Here is a 21,115-nt window from a genome sequence, read left to right on the forward strand (position 1 = left end):
AAGCCGCCGCAAGCGGGCTGAAAACTGATAGTGGGTGGGCGTGAAGCAGGCAGCGAACAGCCACCAGACAACCCGCAAACAGATGAAAAACAGCGCGGAAAGCGGCCCGAACACCGATAAAAGCGCGCGCAATCATCGAATCCCGGCTAAGCGCGCAAATAGTTTGCTAAAATATTTGGCTCTTTGGACCCAACCGTGCTGCCGGCGGCCTGCAAGCCCGCGGCGCAGGCGCGCAATCGATGCTGAGCGACTTGAACGCGGCATCGAAAAGCGGCACGGAGAAGATAACTGATTCGCTCGAATAATTTTAGGACGATTGAAGCCATGGCTAACGTTGTTGAAAACATCGGCAAGCTCGAACGCCGCGTAACGATTTCCCTGCCGAAGGACGCCGTGCAGAAGGAAGTGGACTCGCGTATCCGCCAACTGGCAAAGAACGTGCGCATGCCTGGTTTCCGCCCGGGCAAGGTGCCGCTCAAGATGGTGACGCAACAGTATTCGGGCCAGGTTGAAGCTGAAGTGCTGAGCGACAAGGTCGGCAAGGAATTTTTCGATATCAGCCGCGCCGAAAACCTGCGCGTTGCCGGTCAGCCGAGCTTCGCGCCGAAGGCCGACGCTGCTGAAGGCGATTACGCGTTCGACGCGACGTTCGAGGTGTATCCGGAAGTGAAGCTGGGCGACGTCGCCACGGCCGAAATCGAACGCACCACGACCACCATCAGCGAAGCGGAAATCGACCGCACGCTGGACATCCTGCGCAAGCAGCGCGTGCACTTCCACGCTCGTGGCGAAGCCGGCGAGCATGGCGACGGCGGCGCGGACACGGCGGCTAAAGACGGCGACCGCGTGACGGTCGACTTCGTCGGCAAGATCGACGGTGAAGTGTTCCAGGGCGGCAGCGCTGAAGACTTCGCATTCGTGCTGGGCGAAGGCCGCATGCTGCCGGAATTCGAAAAGGCAGCGCTGGGCCTCGCGGTCGGCGCATCGAAGGAATTCGACCTGGCTTTCCCGGCTGACTATCACGGCAAGGATGTCGCCGGTAAGACCGCGCAATTCACGATCACGATGAAGAAGATCGAGTGGCCGCATCTGCCGGAAATCGACGCTGAATTCGCAAAGTCGCTCGGTATCGAAGACGGCGATCTGGTCAAGATGCGCGCTGAGATCAAAGACAATCTCGAACGCGAAGCGAAGCGCCGCACGCAAGCCATCGTCAAGAATCAGGTGATGGACGCGTTGCTGAAGATTTCGGAACTCGACGTGCCGAGCGCCTTGATCGCACAAGATCAGGAGCGCCTCGTCGGCATGGCCCGTCAGGACCTCGAGCAACGTGGCGTGCCGAACGCCGCTGACGCACCGATCCCGGCTGAAATGTTCAAGGAACAGGCTGAGCGTCGCGTCAAGCTGGGCCTCGTGCTGGCCGAGCTGGTCAAGGCCAACGAACTGCAAGCCAAGCCGGAGCAGATTCGTGCCGAAGTCGACGAATTCGCGAAAAGCTACGAAGACCCGAAGGAAGTCGTCCGCTGGTATTATTCCAATCAGCAACGTCTTGCAGAAATGGAAGCGTACGTCGTTGAAGCCAACGTCGTCGATTTCGTCCTCAGCAAGGCCAAGGTGACGGACAAGGAAGTAAGCTTCGAAGAACTGGCAAGCGCAACGGCGCAAGCGTAAGCGTCGCTGCAACGGCGTGCCGGCTGTCGGAGCGACGGCCCGCACGCCGTTTTTTTGTGCTGTGAAAGTACGGTGCGTTTTGCATGGCGCGTTTCACACTGCGTCGCACGCCGCGCTCGCACTGATCGCGCACTTGAATACGGGCTCGTCGGCCACACCTGTCTAGCATCTAATATTTAGAATATTTCCAGACAAGGATCCATTGCATGACCTTTCGCGCCCAAATGCTGGACACGTTGACCTCCCAGTCGTCCCGGGATCTCGAAGCGCAGGCGCTCGGACTGGTGCCGATCGTCGTGGAAACGAGCGGCCGGGGCGAGCGCTCGTATGACATCTATTCGCGTCTGCTGAAGGAACGCATCGTGTTCCTGGTGGGCGAAGTGAACGACCAGACGGCCAACCTCGTCGTCGCGCAGATGTTGTTCCTTGAAAGTGAAAACCCGGACAAGGACATCAGCTTCTACATCAACAGCCCGGGTGGTTCGGTTTCGGCCGGGATGGCGATCTACGACACGATGCAGTTCATCAAGCCGGACGTGTCGACGCTGTGCATGGGTCTCGCGGCCAGTATGGGCGCGTTCCTGCTGGCGGCCGGCGCGAAGGGCAAGCGTTTTGCGCTGCCGAATTCACGTGTGATGATTCACCAACCGCTGGGCGGGGCGCGCGGCCAGGCGTCGGACATAGAAATCCAGGCGCGTGAAATCCTGTACCTGAAGGAACGGCTGAATCATCTGCTCGCGCACCACACCGGCCAGCCGGTCGAGCGTATTGCACGCGACACCGACCGCGACAATTTCATGTCCGGCGATGACGCGCAAGCTTACGGTCTGGTTGACCAGGTGGCGCACAAGCGTCCTTGAAGTGTCCTTGAAACGCCGGTGCGGTCTTGCCCCAAAACGGGGCGAGGCCGTCGTCGGATCGGTTGTGAAATAATCAAGACTCGTCCGAGTGCCTGCGGCAAACGCCGTCACCTTGGCTCAAGCCCTGCCGCGCCCAAACTGCGAGGCCGGGGCAAACGGCGTATCATGTAATCGAGTGTCCGGAGGCTCACACATCTATGGCGGACAAGAAAGGTTCTAACAGCGAAAAGCTGTTGTATTGCTCGTTCTGTGGCAAGAGCCAGCATGAAGTCAAAAAACTGATTGCCGGCCCGTCGGTGTTCATCTGTGATGAATGTATCGACCTGTGCAACGAAATCATCCGCGATGAGGCTGCAGGTGCGGGCATCGAGGCGGGCTTGTCCAAGTCCGATCTGCCGAGTCCGCAGGAAATCCGTGAAATCCTCGACCAGTACGTGATCGGTCAGGAACGCGCGAAGAAGATTCTCGCGGTCGCGGTGTACAACCACTACAAGCGCCTCAAGCACCTCGACAAGAAGGACGAGATCGAGCTGTCCAAGAGCAACATTCTGCTGATCGGCCCGACCGGTTCCGGCAAGACCTTGCTCGCGCAGACGCTCGCACGCCTTCTGAACGTCCCGTTCGTCATTGCCGATGCAACGACGCTGACGGAAGCCGGCTACGTCGGCGAAGACGTCGAGAACATCATTCAGAAGCTGCTGCAGAATTGCAATTACGAAGTCGACAAGGCCCAGCGCGGCATTGTCTACATCGACGAAATCGACAAGATCAGCCGCAAGTCCGACAACCCGTCGATCACCCGCGATGTGTCGGGCGAAGGCGTGCAACAGGCTTTGCTGAAACTGGTTGAAGGCACGATGGCGTCGGTGCCGCCGCAAGGTGGCCGTAAGCATCCGAATCAGGACTTCATCCAGGTCGACACCACCAATATTCTGTTCATTTGCGGTGGCGCATTCGACGGCCTCGAGAAAGTCATCGTCGACCGTACCGAGAAAACCGGTATCGGCTTCGGCGCAAGCGTGAAGAGCAAGCAGGACCGCGATGCCGGCGAAGTGCTGCGCGAAGTGGAACCGGAAGATCTGATCAAGTTCGGCCTGATTCCTGAACTGATCGGCCGTCTGCCGGTGGTGGCTACGCTCGGCAAACTCGACGAAGTCGCGTTGATGAAGATCCTCGTCGAACCGAAGAATGCTCTGGTGAAGCAATACCACAAGCTGTTCAATATGGAACGCGTCGAGCTCGAAATTCGCCCGGCTGCGTTGCAGGCTGTCGCACGTAAAGCGATCCGTCGCAAGACGGGCGCTCGCGGCCTGCGCTCCATCCTGGAACAGGCGTTGCTTGATGTCATGTACGACCTGCCGCAGATGAAAGGTGTTAGCAAGGTCATCATCGACGACAACGTGATTGACGGCGACGGTAAACCCCTACTGATCTACGAAGACGCGCCCAAAGTGGCGGGTTCGAACTGATCGGCTTTCGGGTTCTGCAAAAAAAGCCGTTCATGGCAACGTGAACGGCTTTTTTCGTTTATCGTGTGGTCAGGATGGTTGTTTTCACTATGGAGTCACTGAACCTTCGGAGTCACTGAACTTTTCCCACACGCGGAGGCTTGCAATCTTTTCTGCTGGCCTCACCTATCGAACGAACTGATTCCACTCATGGGGAAATGAAATGTCAGGAACCCAACTCCTTCCGCCGGAACGCATTACGCTCCCGCTGCTCCCGCTGCGTGACGTAGTCGTCTTCCCGCACATGGTGATTCCGCTCTTCGTAGGCCGCCCGAAGTCGATCAAGGCTCTTGAAGCAGCGATGGAAGGCGGCAAGCACATCATGCTCGTCGCCCAGAAAACGGCTGCGAAAGATGAGCCGACCGAAAAGGACATGTACGAAGTAGGGTGTATCGCCAACATCCTGCAAATGCTGAAGCTGCCCGATGGCACCGTTAAGGTGCTCGTCGAGGGCTTGCAGCGCGCGAAAACGCTTTCCATCGAAGAACAGGAAACGCAGTTCTCGTGCGAAGTCATGCCGCTCGAACCCGACCACGCCGACAGCGCTGAAACTGAAGCGCTGCGCCGCGCGATCGTGTCGCAGTTCGACCAATATGTAAAGCTGAACAAGAAGATCCCGCCGGAGATCCTGACGTCGCTGTCGGGCATCGACGAGGCTGGCCGGCTGGCCGACACGATCGCGGCGCATCTGCCGCTCAAGCTCGACCAGAAGCAGCACATCCTCGAAATGTTCCCGGTCATCGAGCGCCTCGAGCATCTGCTCGCGCAACTCGAAGCCGAGATCGACATCCTGCAGGTCGAAAAGCGCATCCGTGGGCGTGTGAAGCGCCAGATGGAGAAGAGCCAGCGCGAGTACTACCTGAACGAACAGGTCAAGGCGATCCAGAAGGAACTGGGTGAAGGCGAAGAAGGTGCGGATCTCGAGGAACTCGAGAAGCGCATCACGGCCGCGCGCATGCCGAAGGAAGCCAAGAAGAAGGCCGACGCCGAGCTGAAGAAGCTCAAGCTGATGTCGCCGATGTCGGCTGAAGCGACCGTCGTGCGTAACTACATCGATACGCTGATCGGCTTGCCGTGGCGCAAGAAGAGCAAGGTCAACAACGACCTCTCGAATGCGGAACGCGTGCTCGACGAAGACCACTTCGGTCTCGAGAAAGTGAAGGAACGCATTCTCGAGTATCTCGCGGTCCAGCAACGTGTCGACAAGGTGAAAGCGCCGATCCTGTGCCTCGTTGGGCCTCCGGGTGTCGGTAAGACGTCGCTGGGTCAGTCGATCGCTCGCGCTACGAACCGCAAGTTCGTGCGTATGGCGCTTGGCGGCGTGCGCGACGAAGCCGAGATTCGCGGTCACCGTCGTACGTACATCGGTTCGATGCCCGGCAAGATTCTGCAAAGCCTGACCAAGGTCGGCGTGCGCAATCCGCTTTTCCTGCTCGACGAAGTCGACAAGATGGGCCAGGATTTCCGCGGCGATCCGTCCTCGGCTCTGCTGGAAGTGCTCGATCCGGAACAGAACCATACGTTCGCCGATCACTACGTCGAAGTCGACTTCGATCTGTCGGACGTGATGTTCGTGGCAACGTCGAACTCGCTGAACATTCCGCCGCCGCTGCTCGACCGGATGGAAGTGATCCGTCTGTCGGGTTATACGGAAGACGAGAAGGTCAGCATCGCGCAACGTTATCTTTTGCCCAAGCAGAAGAAGAACAACGGCCTCAAGGATGGCGAGGTCGATGTGACGGAAACCGCGATCCGCGACATCATTCGTTACTACACGCGTGAAGCGGGCGTGCGTTCGCTCGAGCGTGAAATTTCGAAGATCTGCCGCAAGGTCGTGAAGATGCTTCTGCTGAAGAAGGCGGAAGGCGCGGTGACGGTCGACGGCAGCAATATCGACACCTTCCTCGGCGTGCGCAAGTACGACTTCGGTCTGGCCGCGAAGGAAAATCAGGTTGGCCAGGTCACGGGTCTTGCGTGGACGGAAGTGGGCGGCGATCTGCTGACCATCGAAGCCGCGGTGATGCCGGGTAAGGGCAATGTGATTCGCACGGGTTCGCTCGGCGACGTGATGAAGGAATCAGTCGAAGCTGCGCGCTCGGTGGTCCGCTCGCGTTCGCGCCGTCTGGGTATCAAGGACGAAGCGTTCGAGAAGCAGGATATTCACATTCACGTGCCGGAAGGCGCGACGCCGAAGGACGGTCCTTCGGCCGGTATCGCGATGACGACCGCGCTGGTGTCGGTGTTGACCGGTATTCCGGTTCGTGCCGATGTCGCGATGACGGGCGAAATCACGTTGCGTGGCGAAGTCCTGCCGATCGGCGGCCTGAAGGAAAAATTGCTGGCAGCGCATCGCGGCGGTATCAAGCTGGTGCTGGTTCCGGAAGAAAACGTCAAGGACTTGACGGAGATTCCGGACAACGTGAAGAACGCCATCGAAATCATGCCGGTCCGTTGGATCGACAGGGTGCTCGAACTGGCGCTCGAACGTGTGCCGCAGGCGTTGCCGGACGAAGAGCCCAAGCCTGCTGCGCCTGTCGCGGCGGCTGAGCCGGGCAAAGACGCCGGTGCAACGGAAGTCGTGAAACACTAAGCTAGTCGGCGACGAAAGCTGTTTGCTGTATAAAAACCCGCGGCCTCGGTCGCGGGTTTTTTATTGCCTGCGAGATGCCGGAAGTTACGTCTGGAACGCACGTAATCCCACCTTTTGAGTAAAGGATGCTCTCAGCCGCCGACTGGTTGTGCGCGCATCCATCTATAGCAAGATTTGGTGACAGAGGGCGCCCTCCAGAACCGCTTAAATCAGGCTCAACCCCGCTTGACACAAGGGTTTCGGCCAATTCTAATGAGTCGGCCCGGCGTTACCCGCCGGTCGCGTGATGCCAGGCGCTACAGAGCGCCGTCACGATTGCCACAAACATTCTCGGGGGTTGGAATGAATAAAACGGAATTGATCGATCACATTGCGCAGCAAGCCGATATTTCGAAGGCCGCGGCAGGCCGTGCACTCGACGCGGTGATCGGTGGGGTCAAAGGTACGTTGAAGAAAGGTGGTTCGGTGACGCTGGTGGGTTTCGGTACCTTTGCCGTGGGCAAGCGTACCGCGCGTACGGGCCGCAATCCGCGCACCGGCGCCGCCATCAAGATCAAGGCAGCGAAGGTCCCTAAATTTAGGCCTGGCAAAGCTCTGAAGGATGCGCTAAACTAATGGGCTTGCTGCTTGAGGAATTGCAGGTTCGTTAGAAAGAAGTGCGACGAATTCTGTGTGACTAGTGTGACTTTGCGTCGCACTAGTTGATACGCAAGTTGATCAATCAGGCAGCAAAAGCAGGAGCACGCTGAATCGCGAAACGGGTGCTTAGCTCAGTTGGTAGAGCGGCGCCCTTACAAGGCGTAGGTCGGGAGTTCGAGCCTCTCAGCACCCACCAGTTTCAGATTCGGCTCAGTGGTTCTGTTTAGTGCAGTGCAGTATAAGGAGTGGTAGTTCAGTCGGTTAGAATACCGGCCTGTCACGCCGGGGGTCGCGGGTTCGAGTCCCGTCCACTCCGCCAGTATCCACGAAAGGCGAACTCCGGTTCGCCTTTTTTATTGCCCGCTGTTGTAAGATCGGGCGTTCTGTTTTTGGCACTCCTTCACGCATGCTCGATTTTTTCCGCAATCACAAACGCCTGATGATGTTCATGCTCATCCTCGTCATTGTGCCGGGGTTGGGTTTTGTGGGTATCCAAGGCTTCCGCGGCTTCTTTGACGAAAGTGCAAACGTCGCCAGCGTCAACGGCCACAAGATTACTCGCGCAGAGTATGACAACGCGATGCGTCAGCAGCTTGACCGCGCCCGTCAAATGCTCGGTGCGCAGTTCGACATGAAGTCGTTCGATACACCTGCGCGCCGTAGCGAAATGCTCGACGGTCTGATCGAGCAGCGCGTGCTGGCTGACGAAACACAGCGCCTGCATCTGACCGCGTCTGACGACGCCGTGCGCCGTGTGCTGCTGAACGATCCGGTGATCTCGTCGCTGAAGAATCCTGACGGCTCGATCGACGTCGACCGCTACAAGCAGTTGCTCGCGATGCAAGGCATGACGCCCGATCAATACGACGAACGTGTGCGTTACAGCATTGCTACGCAGCAGTTGCCGGCAAGCATTCAAGGCAGCGCCTTCACGTCGAAGACTCTCGCACAGCATCTCACCGAGCTCGCCGAACAGCAGCGCGAAGTGCAGGGTATTGCGTTCCATCCGCGCGACTATGTAGCGAAGGTGCAGCCCACGGATGCGCAACTGCAGGCCTATTACGATGCGCATCGCAACGATTTCGCCACGCCCGCCACGGCAACGATCCAGTACCTTGTGATGTCGACGGCAACGTTGTCTGCTGCCGTGCAGCCGAGCGACGCTGATCTGAAAAAGTACTACGACGACAACATCGCGCATTACCGCACGGACGGTCAGGTGCGCGCGAGCCACATCCTGATCGCCGCGCCGAAAGATGCAAGCGCGGCTGACAGGGCCAAGGCAAAGCAGAAGGCCGACGAGGTGCTCGCACAGGTCAAGGCACATCCGGACCAGTTCGCGCAGATCGCGCAGCAGAATTCGCAGGATCCGGGTTCGGCGTCGAAGGGCGGTGATCTGGGTTACTTCGGCCGCGGCATGATCGCTGGCGGCCAGGCGTTCGACGACGCCGTGTTCGGTCTCAAGAAAGACGAAGTTAGCGGCATCGTGCAGACCGACTTCGGCTATCACATCGTCAAGGTCACGGACGTGAAGCCAGCCGTCACCAAGCCGTTCGACGAAGTGAAAGATCAGATCGCGAAAGACCTGAAAACGCAACTGGCCAGCAAGGCATTCGGCGACGACTCGGAAGGCTTCACGTCAATCGTTTACGAGAAGGCGAAGAGCCTGCAGCCCGCCGCTGACAAGTACAAGCTGCAATTGCAAACGGCCACCGTCACGCCGCAGCCGGATCCGAAGCTGCCGCCTGACAGCCCGCTGAAAAACGCGAAGTTCCTGGCTGCCGTGTTCGCGAGCGATGCGGTCACTGCGCGTAACAACACGCAAGCAATCGACGTTGGCGGTAACACGCTGATCGCGGCGCACGTGACCGATTACAAGGCTGCAGCCGTGCCGGCGCTCGATGCCGTCAAGGACGCAGTGCGTCAGAAAGTGATCGCGGTTCAGTCGAACGAGGCCGCTCACAAGGAAGGCATCGCGAAGCTGGCGGAGTTCGACAAGTCGAAGGCCACAACGGGCTTTTCGTCGCCGCTGAAGGTTTCGCGCAACGACGCGCAAGGCGTGCCGCCGGTTGCATTGAGTGCAATCTACAAAGCAGACGCGCAAAAGTTACCTGCGTACGTCGGTGTGGACCTCGGTGATGACGGCTATGCGATCTATCGCGTGAACGCGGTCGTTGCAAGCGCCCCGATCGATCCGCAGCGTCTGGCTGCTGCGCAGCAGCAGATTGCGCAAGTCGATGCGCAATCCAACGCCGAGGCTTACGTCGAGGCGCTGCGTACCCGTTCGAAGGTGAAGTTCTACGGCTCGCTCGACAGCAGCAATGCGCAGGCGAGCGGCGAATAAGCACTCGCGCGAGCGCGCAAACAGGTAAAGCGCGCAGCTACAAAAATGCCCCGCAATTGCGGGGCATTTTTATTTGACGAGTGCAAGCGCGTCAAACGTTCTGCTTGGGAGCGCCGCTTGTTATGCCGTCAGCCGCCTAGAGGCAAGCGCTGATCGAACTGGTGGCATCGCTGCCCGCAGCGCCATTGGCGCGGAAGCCGACCCATGAACCCGGGCCGGTGTAGGAGGGCCGCACGACGGCTGCTGCGCCGTTAGGCGGCTGCTGACCCGGCATATAGACATCCATTGCCTGGTCGTTAGCCATGATGTCTTGCGACACGACTTGCTGTTGCGAGCTATCGGCCCATTTGTGCGCGATGCACGTAGCGACGGCCTTTGGCGGCTGCTGGCTTTGGCCCACGGATTGGACGCCGACAGGCGGTTGAGCGGCGGATGCAGAAATTGCCACGGTCAAAGCGATTAACGGTAAATATTTCACGTTATCTCCTCAGAAGTCGCTCAGAATCGAGCCGGGTTGCGCGGGATTACGAAAGTCGGAGCGATCTTGCCGATCCGCGCTCCCCAATTACCGGAAACAAGTTGTTAGCGAGCTTTTCAGTGCGGCGAACTTGCGCGAAGGAGTGGCTTGATAGCCGGCCACACGTTGTTGAGTAGCACCGGCTGTGCCTGCTGCGTGGGATGGATCTGATCCGCCTGAAACATCTCCGGTTTGTCGGCGATGCCGGCCAGCAGGAAGGGCACCAACGGCACGCGCAATTGCTTCGAGAGTTCGCCGTACAGGCCGTGGAACTTTTGCGTGTAGTCGGGGCCGTAATTGGGTGGTACATACATGCCGACCAGCACGACCTTCGCGTGGCCTTGTTGAGCCTGCTCGATGATCGTGCGCAGGTTGTCTTCGGTTGTGGCGAGCGGCACGCCGCGCAATGCATCGTTGGCGCCGAGCTCGACGATCACGATACTCGGCTTGAGCCGTTGCAGGAGCGCCGGCAGGCGGGCCCGGCCACCGCTCGTGGTGTCGCCGCTGATGCTCGCATTGGCGACGCTATAATCGATTCGCTCATCGGTGAGGCGCTGGCGCATCAAGGCAACCCAGCCAGTGTCGCGGGGCAAGCCGTATTCGGCGGAGATGCTGTCGCCGAGCACGACGATCACCGGCTTGGCCTGTTCGGGCGGGTTGGCCGCATGGGCTGGGAAGGGCAATGAAAACAGGGTTGCGGCCAGCACGGCCGGGCCGAATGCAGTAGTCAGCGCCGTCGCTACGGCGCGCACTTTCAACCTACGCTTCACCATGCTAAACAAAACTGATCCAGTCATTGAAGTGCGGGGTTTGTGCAAGAAGGTTAAGGATGCAACAGGCGAACTGACGATTCTCGAGGACATCGATCTTGCTATCAATGCCGGCAGCAGTGTGGCGATCGTCGGTGCATCCGGGTCGGGCAAGTCTACGCTGCTCGGCTTGCTCGCAGGATTGGACAGTGCGAGCTCGGGCTCGGTTCGGCTGCTCGGCCGCGAACTCACCGAACTGGACGAAGACGAGCGCGCTGCGTTGCGCAGCGGTTCGGTCGGTTTCGTGTTCCAGTCGTTTCAACTGATGCCGCATTTGACGGCGCTCGAAAACGTCACCCTTCCGCTCGAACTGCAAGGCGGCATCGGTACGCGCGAGGCCGCGGCGCGTGCGCGCGGATTGCTGGAGCAGGTGGGGCTCGCCAAGCGCACCGGGCACTATCCGAAGCTGCTGTCGGGCGGCGAACAGCAACGGGTCGCGCTCGCGCGGGCCTTTGTCACCCATCCGGCGATCCTGTTCGCCGACGAGCCGACCGGCAGTCTCGATGCCGCCACCGGTCACGCGGTGATCGATCTGATGTTCGAGATGAACCGTGCGAACGGCGCCACGTTGATCCTTGTCACGCACGACATCGAGCTGGCGCGCCGCTGCGATACGACGGTGACCATCGAAGCGGGACGTCTGGCCTAGGAAGCGTGCCAGCCACGCGTCACTCGGTCGTATAAAGCAAAGCGGGCCACAAGGGCCCGCTTTGCTTTTCATCTCATGCAACTCGATAACGCAACGCCGCTAACCACGCGCGCGTGAGCAATCAGCGCATGCGGCACGGGCAAGCGCGCCGCTCACGCTCATCGCTTCAAGGCAGCACGCGCCCGCGCAATCAACGCCGACGTCGACGAATCATGCTTCTTCTCATCGACGCTTGCCGACGTCAGATCCGCCTCGACGACCTTGCCGAGGATCTTGCCCAACTCGACGCCCCATTGATCGAACGGGTTGATGTCCCATACCGATGCCTGCACCAGCACCTTATGCTCATACAGCGCGATCAATGCGCCGAGCGAACGCGCGGTGAGTGCATCGACCAGCAATGTGCTCGTCGGACGGTTGCCCGGAAACACCAGATGCGGCGCCAGTTCCGGCTTGTCCGCACCGGCAACCTTCTTCGCTTCTTCGAGCGTGCGGCCGAGCATCAGTGCTTCGCTTTGCGCGAAACAGTTCGCCAGCAGCTTCGGATGATGACTGACGAGCGGATGCTCCGGCGTCAACACGGCGATGAAATCGATCGGCACGATCGTCGGGCCCTGATGCAGCATCTGGAAAAACGCATGCTGACCGTTCGTGCCCGGTTCGCCCCAGGTCACGGCGGCGGTCGGATAGTCGACCATTGCGCCATCGAGACGCGCCGACTTGCCGTTGCTCTCCATTTCGAGCTGTTGCAGATACGACGGCAGGAAATGCAGCGCTTCCGAATATGGCGCGACCAGATAGCTTTGCGAGCCGAAGAAGTTGCGATACCAGATGCCGATCATGCCGAGCAGCACCGGCAGATTCTTCTCGAGCGGCGCGTCGCGGAAATGCTGGTCCATCTCGTTGGCGCCGGCCAGCAGTTCGTCGAACTGTTTCGGCCCGATCGCGATCATGATCGACAGACCCACTGCCGACCACAGCGAATAACGCCCACCGACCCAGTCCCACATCTCGAACACATTCTCTTTCGCGATGCCGAACTTGACGACCTCAGCCGGGTTCGCCGACACGCCGACGAAGTGCTTCGCCAGCGCGCTTTCCGGGCAGCCTTTCTCGATGAACCAGTCGCGCAGCGAGCGCGCATTGGTCATGGTTTCGAGCGTCGTGAAGGTCTTGGAGACGATGATCGCAAGCGTCTCTTCGGGATCGATCATTTGCATCACGTTGTACAGATCCGCGCCGTCCACGTTCGACACGAAGTGCGTGGTGATCTCCGGCGTAGCCAGATGATGCAGTGCGTGCACGACCATCTTCGGCCCGAGGTCCGAGCCGCCGATGCCGATGTTCACGACGTAGCGAATCCGCTTGCCGGTATAGCCGGTCCACTCGCCGCTGCGGACCTTGTCGGCGAACGCGGCCATCCTGGCGCGTTCGGCCAGGATCTGCGCATGGAACGGTGCTTTCGGATCGGTGGCGCGCAGCGCGGTGTGCAATGCGGCGCGGCCTTCGGTCGGGTTGACGACTTCGCCCGCGAACATCGCGTCGCGGCGCTTCTCGACGCCGGCTTCGCGCGCGAGTTCCGCCAGCAGTTTCAGGGTTTCGTCGGTGATGCGGTTCTTCGAAAAATCGGCCGCGAGACCGCCGCCCGCGAACGCAAAGCGCTCAGCACGGGTAGGGGCGGGATCGTTCTCGGGGGCGAACCAGTCGCGCATGTGCGCATCGCGAATCTTCTCGTAATGCGTTTGCAGCGAGGACCAGGAGGGGAGCGAGTTCTGCGTCATAGCGTCCGTCTAACGAAGGGGCACGAAGAAAGGCGCGCGCGTGAAGCGCTGCCGAGGATGATGCAACGATGCTGTTAGAGCGATGCCGCGCGGTGGGGTTCGTAGTGGGTTGCGGGGAAACTTCGCGAGTCCGCCCGGAGATCGAACGGCCCACCGAAATTTCGCCGTAACCCGCGATGAACCCGACGCGCGGCGCAGTCAATCAGTATAACGGCGTTGTGTGACGGGTGGCAGCGGTTTGGGCGTCCCATGCAAACTGTGGGATGAGGCGTCACGTTCAGCCCCCCCGTTCGAGGCGCTTCATGAGGTGCTTCATTCACCAACTGACTCATCCACCCGTTGCCGGATAGAACATACGGTTGAGCAAAGTTCGCACCATCGGGGCGAGTTCACCCGCCGTCAGACCGGCTGGGCCGTGGCCTTGCGCGCTGAGCGTGTCGGCGGCGAGGCCGTGCAGGTAGACGCCTGCCAGCGCAGCTTCGTAACGCGGCAGATGCTGGGCAAGCAGTGCGCCGATGATGCCGCCGAGCACGTCGCCGGTGCCGCCTGTCGCGAGTGCGGCATTGCCGGTCGGATTGATCGCGACACGGCCGTCCGGCGCGGCGATGACCGTGCCCGTGCCTTTCAGCACGACTACCGCGGCAAAGCGCGCAGCCAGTGCCCGCGCTGCGGCGAGGCGGTCGCGTTGCACGCCTCGCGCATCCGTGCCGAGCAGGCGCGCGGCTTCCAACGGATGCGGCGTGAGCACGCAGGGATCACCTTGTACGCCGCGCGCGGTGACTTCGGCCGCGAGCGAAGGGTCCGTCGAAATCAGATTGAGCGCGTCGGCGTCGAACAGTTTGGGTACGTCAAGCGTCAGCACGTCATGCATGACACGCGTGGCGATGTCGCGCAGACCCATGCCGCAACCGACGGCGAGCGCGTCCATTTTGTCGAGCGGCAGATCGTCGATCGCATGCAGCATCAGTTCGGGATGCGGCGGATCGTAGGGCGGGGCGCCGTCGCCGAGCAAGGCAACGTGCACTTTGCCCGCACCGGTGTAGAGCGCCGCGCGCGAGGCGAGGATCGGCGCGCCGCACATGCCGGTGTCGCCGCCGACCACGGCGAGGCTGCCGAAGGTGCCCTTGTTGGTGGCAAAGTCGCGCGGCGGAAGAAAGTCGGCGAACAGCGCCGGCGCGTTGAGTTGCACGGCCGTGCGGGCGGTGCTGTCAATGCCGATCGGCGCCACCGTTACCGTGCCGGCAAGATCGCGGCCCTGCGCCGTGAAGAGGCCGGGCTTTGCACCGATGAAGGTGATCGTGTGGGTGGCGTGGACTGCGGCGCCGTCGTTCTGGTTTTCGCTTCGGCCCCCGCCTTGGTCCTGTTTTTCACCGACGACCGTGCCGGTGTCGCTGTCGAGGCCGCTTGGTGTATCGAGCGCCAGGACGCCGCCTCGTCTGGACTTTGCTTTCGTGCGTTGTGAGAGCTGGCGGGCGATGGCAGCAAAGACGCCTTCCAGAGGGCGGGTCAGACCGATGCCGAACATGCCGTCCACCAGCCATGTATAGCTTTCCAGCGAAGCCGGCGGTGTCGATGTAATGGCTACGCCTGCGGACCGGGCGGTGTCGAGCGCCCAGCGGGCGTCGTCCGGCTTGACTTCAAGCGGCATGCAAAGATCTACGGCGATACCTGCGCGGCGTAGCTCCGCGGCCACGATCAATGCGTCGCCGCCGTTGTTGCCCGGGCCTGCTACGACCCATACCTTGTGCTTCGATTTTTCGATCGATGTGTCGCGGGTGATCAGCTCTTGCAGGTAGCTCGCGGCTGCTTTGCCGGCGCGAGACATCAGGGTGTGCTGAGGCAGTGCCGCCGCGGCCTGGGTTTCAAGGATTCGCAGATCGGTTAGCGTGAGCAGCGGCAACGCGCGGTTGTGCGGGCTGATTAACGTCGGGAGCGTGGATTCGGGCACTGTCATGGCGAGGCTTGGAGTTCACCTTGAGCAAGGTGAGGAAGCGTTGGGAGCCACTATGGTAGTGCCGATATGCTCCCGGCGCGCCATTTACTGGAATCGATCCGCGCGCAGTGCAGCCAGCGTGTCCGCGGGGACGTCGGGGGTCTTGTCCGAGATCAGGTCGGCGATCAGCTTGCCCGCCCCGCATGCCAGACCCCAACCGGCCGGCCCGTGGCCGGCGTTCACAAACAGACGCGGATGAAGCGCATTGCCGATCACAGGCATTCCGTCCGGCGACAGCAGTTTTACGCCTTCCCACGGCAACGCCGCGGAGATCCGGGCAGCGCCCGGAATCCAGTCGTGAGTCGCCTGGCCCAGCAGCGCCAGCGCTTCTTTAGTCAACGCTTCGCCGAGCGGCTTGTCGATCTGCCCAGCACTTTGCAAAACCGCGCCGCCCGCAACCCGCAGGCGATGATTCATGCGGCTGACCGTAATCCGCTTGACCGCGTCGACAATCGCGACGTGCGGGGCGCATTCCTCATGCGCGATCGGCGCCACCAGGTTATGCAGGCGCAGCGGATGCAACGGCAGCCGCAGCCCCAGCCGTTCGAGCAGCGGCAGACTGCCGTAACCTGCAGCGACAACAATCGCATCGGCGTTGATCACGTCGACTTCGCGTGAACGCGATGCCATGCCAGGCCGTGGCGCCAGTTCCACCGCGGCACGCTGACCTTCGAGGCGAATCGCCGAGACTTCGCAGCCCAGCATGAATTGCACGCCGCCCTGGGTATCGAGGGTTTGCTTGATCAGTTTCGCGAAAAGCGGGCAGTTGGCCGTGCGCTCGTGGTCGAACAGCACGCCGCCGGCGAATTCCGGCTCGGTTCGCACGGAATGCTCGAACGCGGCGCATTCGGCCGGCGTGAGCACATGGTGCGGGACTTCGTATTGGCGCAGCAGCTCGAGCGCGGTCTGGGTCTGCTGCCATTCCTGCTCGGAACGCACCAGATAGAGCAGGCCGCTCGCCTGCTCGAATTCCAGCCCGAAGCGCGCTTCGACGTCGGCCATCGCCTCGCGCGATGCTTCGATCAACGGACGCAGCCGCGCGTACTGGCGGCTGAACGCCGCCGGCTCCTGCAAAGCGGCCAGTTGCTTGACGAACTGGCGCGCCGGCCCGTTGAAGCCGGTCTTGCTGATCACGCCGTTTTTGGCGCCCTGACGGCTCGCCATGAAAGTCGGGCCGAACCAGACGTCGAGCGGGGTCGGCAGCACGGTGCCGCCGTGCCCATAGGTCGCGCCTTGCGCGACCGTTGCGTGGCGCTCGACGACGCATACCCGGTGACCGGCCGCGCGCAGTTGATAAGCGGTGGCGACGCCCACAATCCCGCCGCCAATGACGATGACATCCATGATCTGATTCGATTTGCCGGCGGGACGCCGAAACGCCGCGTTCCCGTTAAGCGTGGCATGCGGCGCACTGCCCGGGATTGCTCAGGCTGCCTGCGCCGATCTGGTGAAAGGGCGAATGATAGCAGTCAAAACGTCAGACCGGCCACGCAGACCCCGCCAAAACCCTGGTGCGACGCCCGTTGGAAGGCCGTTCCCGGGGTATAATCTCGGACTTCCTTTCCGCCTCACGTCGCCTTCACGCGCGACTCATCGGCATCATTAGCGACGCAACGTCAAGTCCATGGCCCACTTCTCGTGTTTCCCCGGCGCTTCGGCCCTTTCCGATTTCCGTCAAACCCGCCTGCTCGACACGCTTACGCGCATCGACGCCAACATCACCGGCGTGCGCGGGCAATATCTGCACTTCGTCAACGCGCAAACCCCGCTGTCCGCGGAAGACAACGCGAAGATCGAAGCGCTGATGCACTATGGCGATCCGCTCGAAGAAACCAAAGAGCGCGGCGCGGCCGAAACCTTCCTCGTGGTGCCGCGCTTCGGCACGGTGTCGCCGTGGGCCAGCAAGGCAACCGATATTGCTCACCTCTGCGGTCTCACGCAGGTGCGCCGTATCGAGCGCGGTGTCGAATACACGGTCACGCTGAAAAGCGGTCTGCTGGGCGGCAAGAAGGCGCTCTCCGACGAAGCCCGCGCGGCCGTCGCCGCGGCGTTGCACGACCGCATGACGGAGAGCGTGTCGCCCTCGCGTGACCACGCACTGCATCTGTTCGACGAACTGCCGGCCAAGCCGCTGCAAACCGTCGACGTGTTGAGCAACGGTCGTGGCGCGCTGGAAGCGGCGAACACGGAACTGGGCCTCGCGCTCGCCGACGACGAAATCGACTACCTCGTCGACGCCTTCACGAAACTCGGCCGCAATCCGACCGACGTCGAGTTGATGATGTTCGCGCAAGCCAACAGCGAACACTGCCGTCACAAGATCTTCAATGCGGACTGGACGATCGACGGCGAGAAGCAGGACATCTCGCTGTTCAACATGATCCGCAACACGGAGAAGCTGAACCCGCAAGGCACCATCGTTGCCTATTCGGACAACTCGGCGATCATGGCGGGCGGCGTGGCTGAGCGCTGGTTCCCGCGCACGCCGGCTGAACCCGGCGCGATGCCCGAGCACTATCGCCGCAACGTCGAACTGACGCACACCTTGATGAAGGTGGAAACGCACAACCACCCGACCGCGATCTCGCCGTTCCCGGGCGCTTCGACCGGCGCGGGCGGCGAAATCCGCGACGAAGGCGCGACCGGCCGCGGCGCGCGTCCGAAGGCGGGTCTGGCGGGCTTCACGGTGTCGAATCTGGAATTGCCGGACGGCGTCGAAGCCTGGGAAAACGCCCGTGACGCCGCGCAGCCGCTGGCACACCGGAACCCGGACGACAAGCACGAGGCGTATGGCCGTCCTGACCGCATCGCATCGCCGCTGCAAATCATGATCGACGGCCCGCTCGGCGGCGCCGCGTTCAACAACGAATTCGGCCGGCCGAATCTGGGTGGCTATTTCCGCGCTTACGAGCAGAACGTCGCGGGTCTGGTGCGCGGTTATCACAAGCCGATCATGATCGCCGGCGGCATCGGCAATATTTCGGATCAACACACGCACAAGCACGATTTGCCGGAAGGGTCGCTCCTGATCCAGATCGGCGGCCCGGGTATGCGCATCGGCATGGGCGGCGGCGCCGCCAGTTCGATGGCGACGGGCACCAACACGGCCGAACTCGACTTCGACTCGGTCCAGCGTGGCAATCCGGAAATCGAGCGCCGTGCGCAGGAAGTGATTAACGCGTGCTGGCAGCTCGGCGAGAAGAACCCGATTCTGAGTATTCACGACGTGGGTGCGGGCGGTCTGTCGAACGCGTTCCCGGAAGTCGTGGACGGCGCCAGCAAGGGCGCGATCTTCGATCTGCGCAAGATCCAGCTGGAAGAGAGCGGTTTGTCGCCGCGCGAAATCTGGTCGAACGAGGCGCAGGAGCGCTACGTGCTCGCGATTGCGCCGGCCGATCTGCCGGCCTTCGAAGCCATGTGCGAGCGCGAGCGTTGCCCGTTCGCGGTGGTCGGCACGGCTACGGCTGAACGTCAGTTGAAGGTGCTCGATTCCGAATCGAACGAGGACGCCGCACACGAGCCGGTCGACATGCCGATGGAAGTGCTGCTCGGCAAGGCGCCGCGCATGCATCGCGACGTGAAGCGCGTCGAACAGAAACTCGAACCGGTGGATGTCACCGGCATCGCGTTGTCGGAAGTGGCGGTCAGCGTGCTGCGTCACCCGACGGTTGCCAGCAAGTCGTTCCTGATCACAATTGGCGACCGCTCGGTGGGCGGCACGACCGCGCGCGACCAGATGGTCGGCCCGTGGCAAGTGCCGGTGGCCGACGTCGCCATCACGACGATGGACTACGCGGGCTTCCGCGGCGAAGCGATGACCATGGCCGAGCGTACGCCGCTCGCCGTGATCAACGCGCCGGCGTCGGGTCGCATGGCGGTCGGTGAGGCGGTCACCAACATCGCGGCGGCGCCGATCACGTCGCTCGATAAGCTCAAGCTGTCGGCCAACTGGATGGCCGCATGCGGCGCAGCGGGCGAAGACGCCGCGCTGTACGACACGGTCAAGGCCATTGGCATGGAGTTGTGCCCGGCGCTCGGCATCAGCATTCCGGTGGGCAAGGATTCGCTGTCCATGCGCACCAAGTGGGAAGATCGTGGCGTGGCGAAGGAAGTCGTCGCGCCGGTCTCGCTGATCATCTCGGCATTCGCGCCGGTCGAAGATGTACGTAAGCACCTCACGCCGCAACTGCGCAGCGCGGGCGACGTGGGCGACTCCGTGCTGATCGCGATCGACCTTGGCCGCGCCAAGCATCGTCTGGGTGGCAGTATTCTCGCGCAAGTCACGCAGCAGGTCGGCGACACGGTGCCGGACGTCGACGATCCAGAAGATCTGAAGCGTTTCTTCACCGCGATCCAGTCGCTCAATAGCGACGGCAAGCTGCTCGCGTACCACGACCGCTCGGACGGCGGCCTGTGGGCGACGGTTTGCGAAATGGCGTTTGCGGGCCACGTCGGCGTGTCGCTGAACGTCGACATGCTGATACTCGATCCGAACCACGAATCCGATTTCGGCGACGCGAAAGACTGGGCGAAGCAGACCAGTGGCCGTCGTGAAGACCGCACGATCCGCGCGCTCTTCACCGAAGAACTTGGCGCCGTCATTCAGGTGCGCGCAGCGGATCGCGACGCGGTGCTGGGCGCATTGCGCGAACACGGTCTGTCGGCATGCTCGCACGTGATCGGCAAGACCAACGAGCGCGATACGATCGAAATCTATCGCGACGCGAAGAAGATCTACGACGCACCGCGTACCGAATTGCATCGCGCGTGGAGCGAAGTGAGCTGGCGTATTTCGCGTCTGCGCGACAACCCGGCTTGTGCCGATGCTGAATACGATGCGCTCTCCGATGCGGCCGATCCGGGCATCTCGCCGGTTCTCACGTTCGATCCTTCGGAAGATGTCGCCGCACCGTTCATCGGCAAGGGCGCACGCCCGCGTGTCGCGATCCTGCGTGAGCAGGGCGTGAACTCGCACCTCGAAACGGCTTATGCATTCGACCGCGCCGGCTTCGACGCGCACGACGTGCACATGAGCGACCTGCTGGCCGGCCGCGCCAACCTGGCGGATTTCGCCGGTGCGGTGGCGTGCGGCGGCTTCTCGTACGGCGATACGCTGGGCGCCGGTGAAGGCTGGGCGAAGGCGATTCGTTTCAACTCGCAACTGGCCGACATGTTCGCTGCGTTCTTCGGTCGCGAAGATACGTTTGCGCTGGGTATCTGCAATGGCTGCCAGATGATGAGCAGCCTCGCGTCGATGATCCCGGGTGCTGAAGCCTGGCCGAAGTTCACGCGCAACAAGTCGGAGAAATTCGAAGCGCGCTTCTCGCTGGTGGAAGTGCAGGCTTCGCCGTCGATCTTCTTCGCCGGCATGGAAGGCTCGCGCATTCCGGTGGCGATTGCGCACGGCGAAGGTTATGCGGACTTCTCGCAGCAAGGCGATGCGTCGAAGGTGGCGGTGGCGATGCGTTACGTCGATCACCGTGGGCAGGCAACGGAGCAGTATCCGTTCAACCCGAACGGTTCGCCAAATGGCATCACGTCGGTTACGACGCTTGATGGCCGCTTCAGCGTGCTGATGCCGCACACCGAGCGCGTGCATCGCGCGGTGCAGATGAGCTGGCATCCGGAAGGTTGGGGTGAGGGCAGCACGGACGCGAGCCCGTGGCTGCGCGTGTTCCAGAACGCACGCCGCTGGTTGGGTTGAAGCGCACGCAGAAACAAAAAACCGCCCGAGGGCGGTTTTTTTATTCCGAA

The 21,115-nt window shown here is 61.6% G+C and carries 13 protein-coding genes and 2 tRNA genes; 10 read left to right on the top strand and 5 right to left on the bottom strand.

Features of this window, described 5'->3' with window-relative positions:
• The first annotated feature begins 324 nt into the window (after window positions 1–324).
• From tig to M0D64_RS12150, 8 genes are all read left to right on the top strand, one after another.
• Window positions 325–1,671 (top strand): trigger factor, encoded by a 1,347-nt coding sequence (gene tig / locus M0D64_RS12115; RefSeq protein ID WP_266257861.1) that lies wholly within the window; start codon window positions 325–327, stop codon window positions 1,669–1,671.
• A 206-nt stretch (window positions 1,672–1,877) separates the two neighbouring features.
• Window positions 1,878–2,531, top strand: coding sequence for an ATP-dependent Clp endopeptidase proteolytic subunit ClpP (gene clpP / locus M0D64_RS12120; protein ID WP_007182010.1), 654 nt, complete (start codon window positions 1,878–1,880; stop codon window positions 2,529–2,531).
• A gap of 197 nt (window positions 2,532–2,728) precedes the next feature.
• Window positions 2,729–4,000: an ATP-dependent Clp protease ATP-binding subunit ClpX gene (gene clpX / locus M0D64_RS12125; RefSeq protein ID WP_007182009.1), complete on the top strand. Its 1,272-nt coding sequence runs from the start codon at window positions 2,729–2,731 to the stop codon at window positions 3,998–4,000.
• Between the two features lie 202 nt (window positions 4,001–4,202).
• Entirely contained in the window at window positions 4,203–6,629 is a 2,427-nt protein-coding gene (gene lon / locus M0D64_RS12130; RefSeq protein WP_154563155.1) for an endopeptidase La, read from the top strand.
• 252 nt (window positions 6,630–6,881) lie between these two features.
• The gene (locus tag M0D64_RS12135) at window positions 6,882–7,244 is read left to right on the top strand and encodes an HU family DNA-binding protein (protein WP_266257862.1); all 363 of its coding nucleotides are present in this window, start codon (window positions 6,882–6,884) and stop codon (window positions 7,242–7,244) included.
• A 144-nt stretch (window positions 7,245–7,388) separates the two neighbouring features.
• Window positions 7,389–7,464: transfer RNA gene (locus M0D64_RS12140), tRNA-Val, on the top strand.
• Window positions 7,465–7,510: 46 nt separating this feature from the next.
• Window positions 7,511–7,587, top strand: a tRNA-Asp gene (locus M0D64_RS12145).
• Between the two features lie 87 nt (window positions 7,588–7,674).
• Window positions 7,675–9,612, top strand: coding sequence for a SurA N-terminal domain-containing protein (locus tag M0D64_RS12150; protein ID WP_266257863.1), 1,938 nt, complete (start codon window positions 7,675–7,677; stop codon window positions 9,610–9,612).
• A 136-nt stretch (window positions 9,613–9,748) separates the two neighbouring features.
• Here the strand turns inward: M0D64_RS12150 and M0D64_RS12155 are convergent, their stop codons facing one another.
• Together M0D64_RS12155 and M0D64_RS12160 are read right to left on the bottom strand one after the other, a co-directional pair.
• Window positions 9,749–10,090 carry a hypothetical protein gene (locus M0D64_RS12155; protein ID WP_168435613.1) on the bottom strand — a complete coding sequence of 114 codons (342 nt, stop codon included), beginning with the start codon at window positions 10,088–10,090 and terminating at the stop codon, window positions 9,749–9,751.
• A gap of 116 nt (window positions 10,091–10,206) precedes the next feature.
• A complete protein-coding gene (locus tag M0D64_RS12160; RefSeq protein WP_154559237.1) occupies window positions 10,207–10,902 on the bottom strand; it encodes an arylesterase in 696 nt (231 codons plus the stop codon).
• Between M0D64_RS12160 and M0D64_RS12165 the strand changes: the two genes are divergently transcribed.
• On the top strand, window positions 10,901–11,587 hold the full coding sequence (locus M0D64_RS12165; RefSeq protein ID WP_266257864.1) for an ABC transporter ATP-binding protein: 687 nt from the start codon (window positions 10,901–10,903) through the stop codon (window positions 11,585–11,587). The two genes, M0D64_RS12160 and M0D64_RS12165, sit on opposite strands and share 2 nt — an antisense overlap.
• 158 nt (window positions 11,588–11,745) lie before the next feature.
• Here M0D64_RS12165 and pgi read toward each other — a convergent pair whose 3' ends face one another.
• The 3 genes from pgi to M0D64_RS12180 all read right to left on the bottom strand — a co-directional run bounded on the left by pgi (window position 11,746) and on the right by M0D64_RS12180 (window position 16,705).
• On the bottom strand, window positions 11,746–13,368 hold the full coding sequence (gene pgi, locus M0D64_RS12170) for a glucose-6-phosphate isomerase (RefSeq protein WP_266257865.1): 1,623 nt from the start codon (window positions 13,366–13,368) through the stop codon (window positions 11,746–11,748).
• Between the two features lie 328 nt (window positions 13,369–13,696).
• A complete protein-coding gene (locus M0D64_RS12175; protein ID WP_266257866.1) occupies window positions 13,697–15,322 on the bottom strand; it encodes an NAD(P)H-hydrate dehydratase in 1,626 nt (541 codons plus the stop codon).
• An 84-nt stretch (window positions 15,323–15,406) separates the two neighbouring features.
• Window positions 15,407–16,705 (bottom strand): FAD-dependent oxidoreductase, encoded by a 1,299-nt coding sequence (locus tag M0D64_RS12180; RefSeq protein ID WP_266257867.1) that lies wholly within the window; start codon window positions 16,703–16,705, stop codon window positions 15,407–15,409.
• Window positions 16,706–16,985: 280 nt separating this feature from the next.
• On the opposite strand from M0D64_RS12180, the gene purL reads away from it, so the two are divergent.
• Complete coding sequence (gene purL, locus M0D64_RS12185; RefSeq protein ID WP_266257868.1) at window positions 16,986–21,065, top strand: phosphoribosylformylglycinamidine synthase; 4,080 nt, start codon at window positions 16,986–16,988, stop codon at window positions 21,063–21,065.
• Window positions 21,066–21,115 lie beyond the last annotated feature (50 nt).

This window comes from Paraburkholderia sp. WS6 (assembly GCF_030464835.1).
Taxonomy (GTDB): Bacteria; Pseudomonadota; Gammaproteobacteria; order Burkholderiales; family Burkholderiaceae; genus Paraburkholderia; species Paraburkholderia madseniana.

Coding starts and splice junctions, on each gene's coding strand:
- pgi (WP_266257865.1), bottom strand. CDS start 13,368: ATGACGCAGAACTCGCTCCCCTCCTGGTCCTCGCTGCAAACGCATTAC.
- M0D64_RS12175 (WP_266257866.1), bottom strand. CDS start 15,322: ATGACAGTGCCCGAATCCACGCTCCCGACGTTAATCAGCCCGCACAAC.
- clpX (WP_007182009.1), top strand. CDS start 2,729: ATGGCGGACAAGAAAGGTTCTAACAGCGAAAAGCTGTTGTATTGCTCG.
- lon (WP_154563155.1), top strand. CDS start 4,203: ATGTCAGGAACCCAACTCCTTCCGCCGGAACGCATTACGCTCCCGCTG.
- M0D64_RS12180 (WP_266257867.1), bottom strand. CDS start 16,705: ATGGATGTCATCGTCATTGGCGGCGGGATTGTGGGCGTCGCCACCGCT.
- M0D64_RS12150 (WP_266257863.1), top strand. CDS start 7,675: ATGCTCGATTTTTTCCGCAATCACAAACGCCTGATGATGTTCATGCTC.
- M0D64_RS12135 (WP_266257862.1), top strand. CDS start 6,882: ATGAGTCGGCCCGGCGTTACCCGCCGGTCGCGTGATGCCAGGCGCTAC.
- purL (WP_266257868.1), top strand. CDS start 16,986: ATGGCCCACTTCTCGTGTTTCCCCGGCGCTTCGGCCCTTTCCGATTTC.
- M0D64_RS12165 (WP_266257864.1), top strand. CDS start 10,901: ATGCTAAACAAAACTGATCCAGTCATTGAAGTGCGGGGTTTGTGCAAG.
- clpP (WP_007182010.1), top strand. CDS start 1,878: ATGACCTTTCGCGCCCAAATGCTGGACACGTTGACCTCCCAGTCGTCC.
- M0D64_RS12160 (WP_154559237.1), bottom strand. CDS start 10,902: ATGGTGAAGCGTAGGTTGAAAGTGCGCGCCGTAGCGACGGCGCTGACT.
- tig (WP_266257861.1), top strand. CDS start 325: ATGGCTAACGTTGTTGAAAACATCGGCAAGCTCGAACGCCGCGTAACG.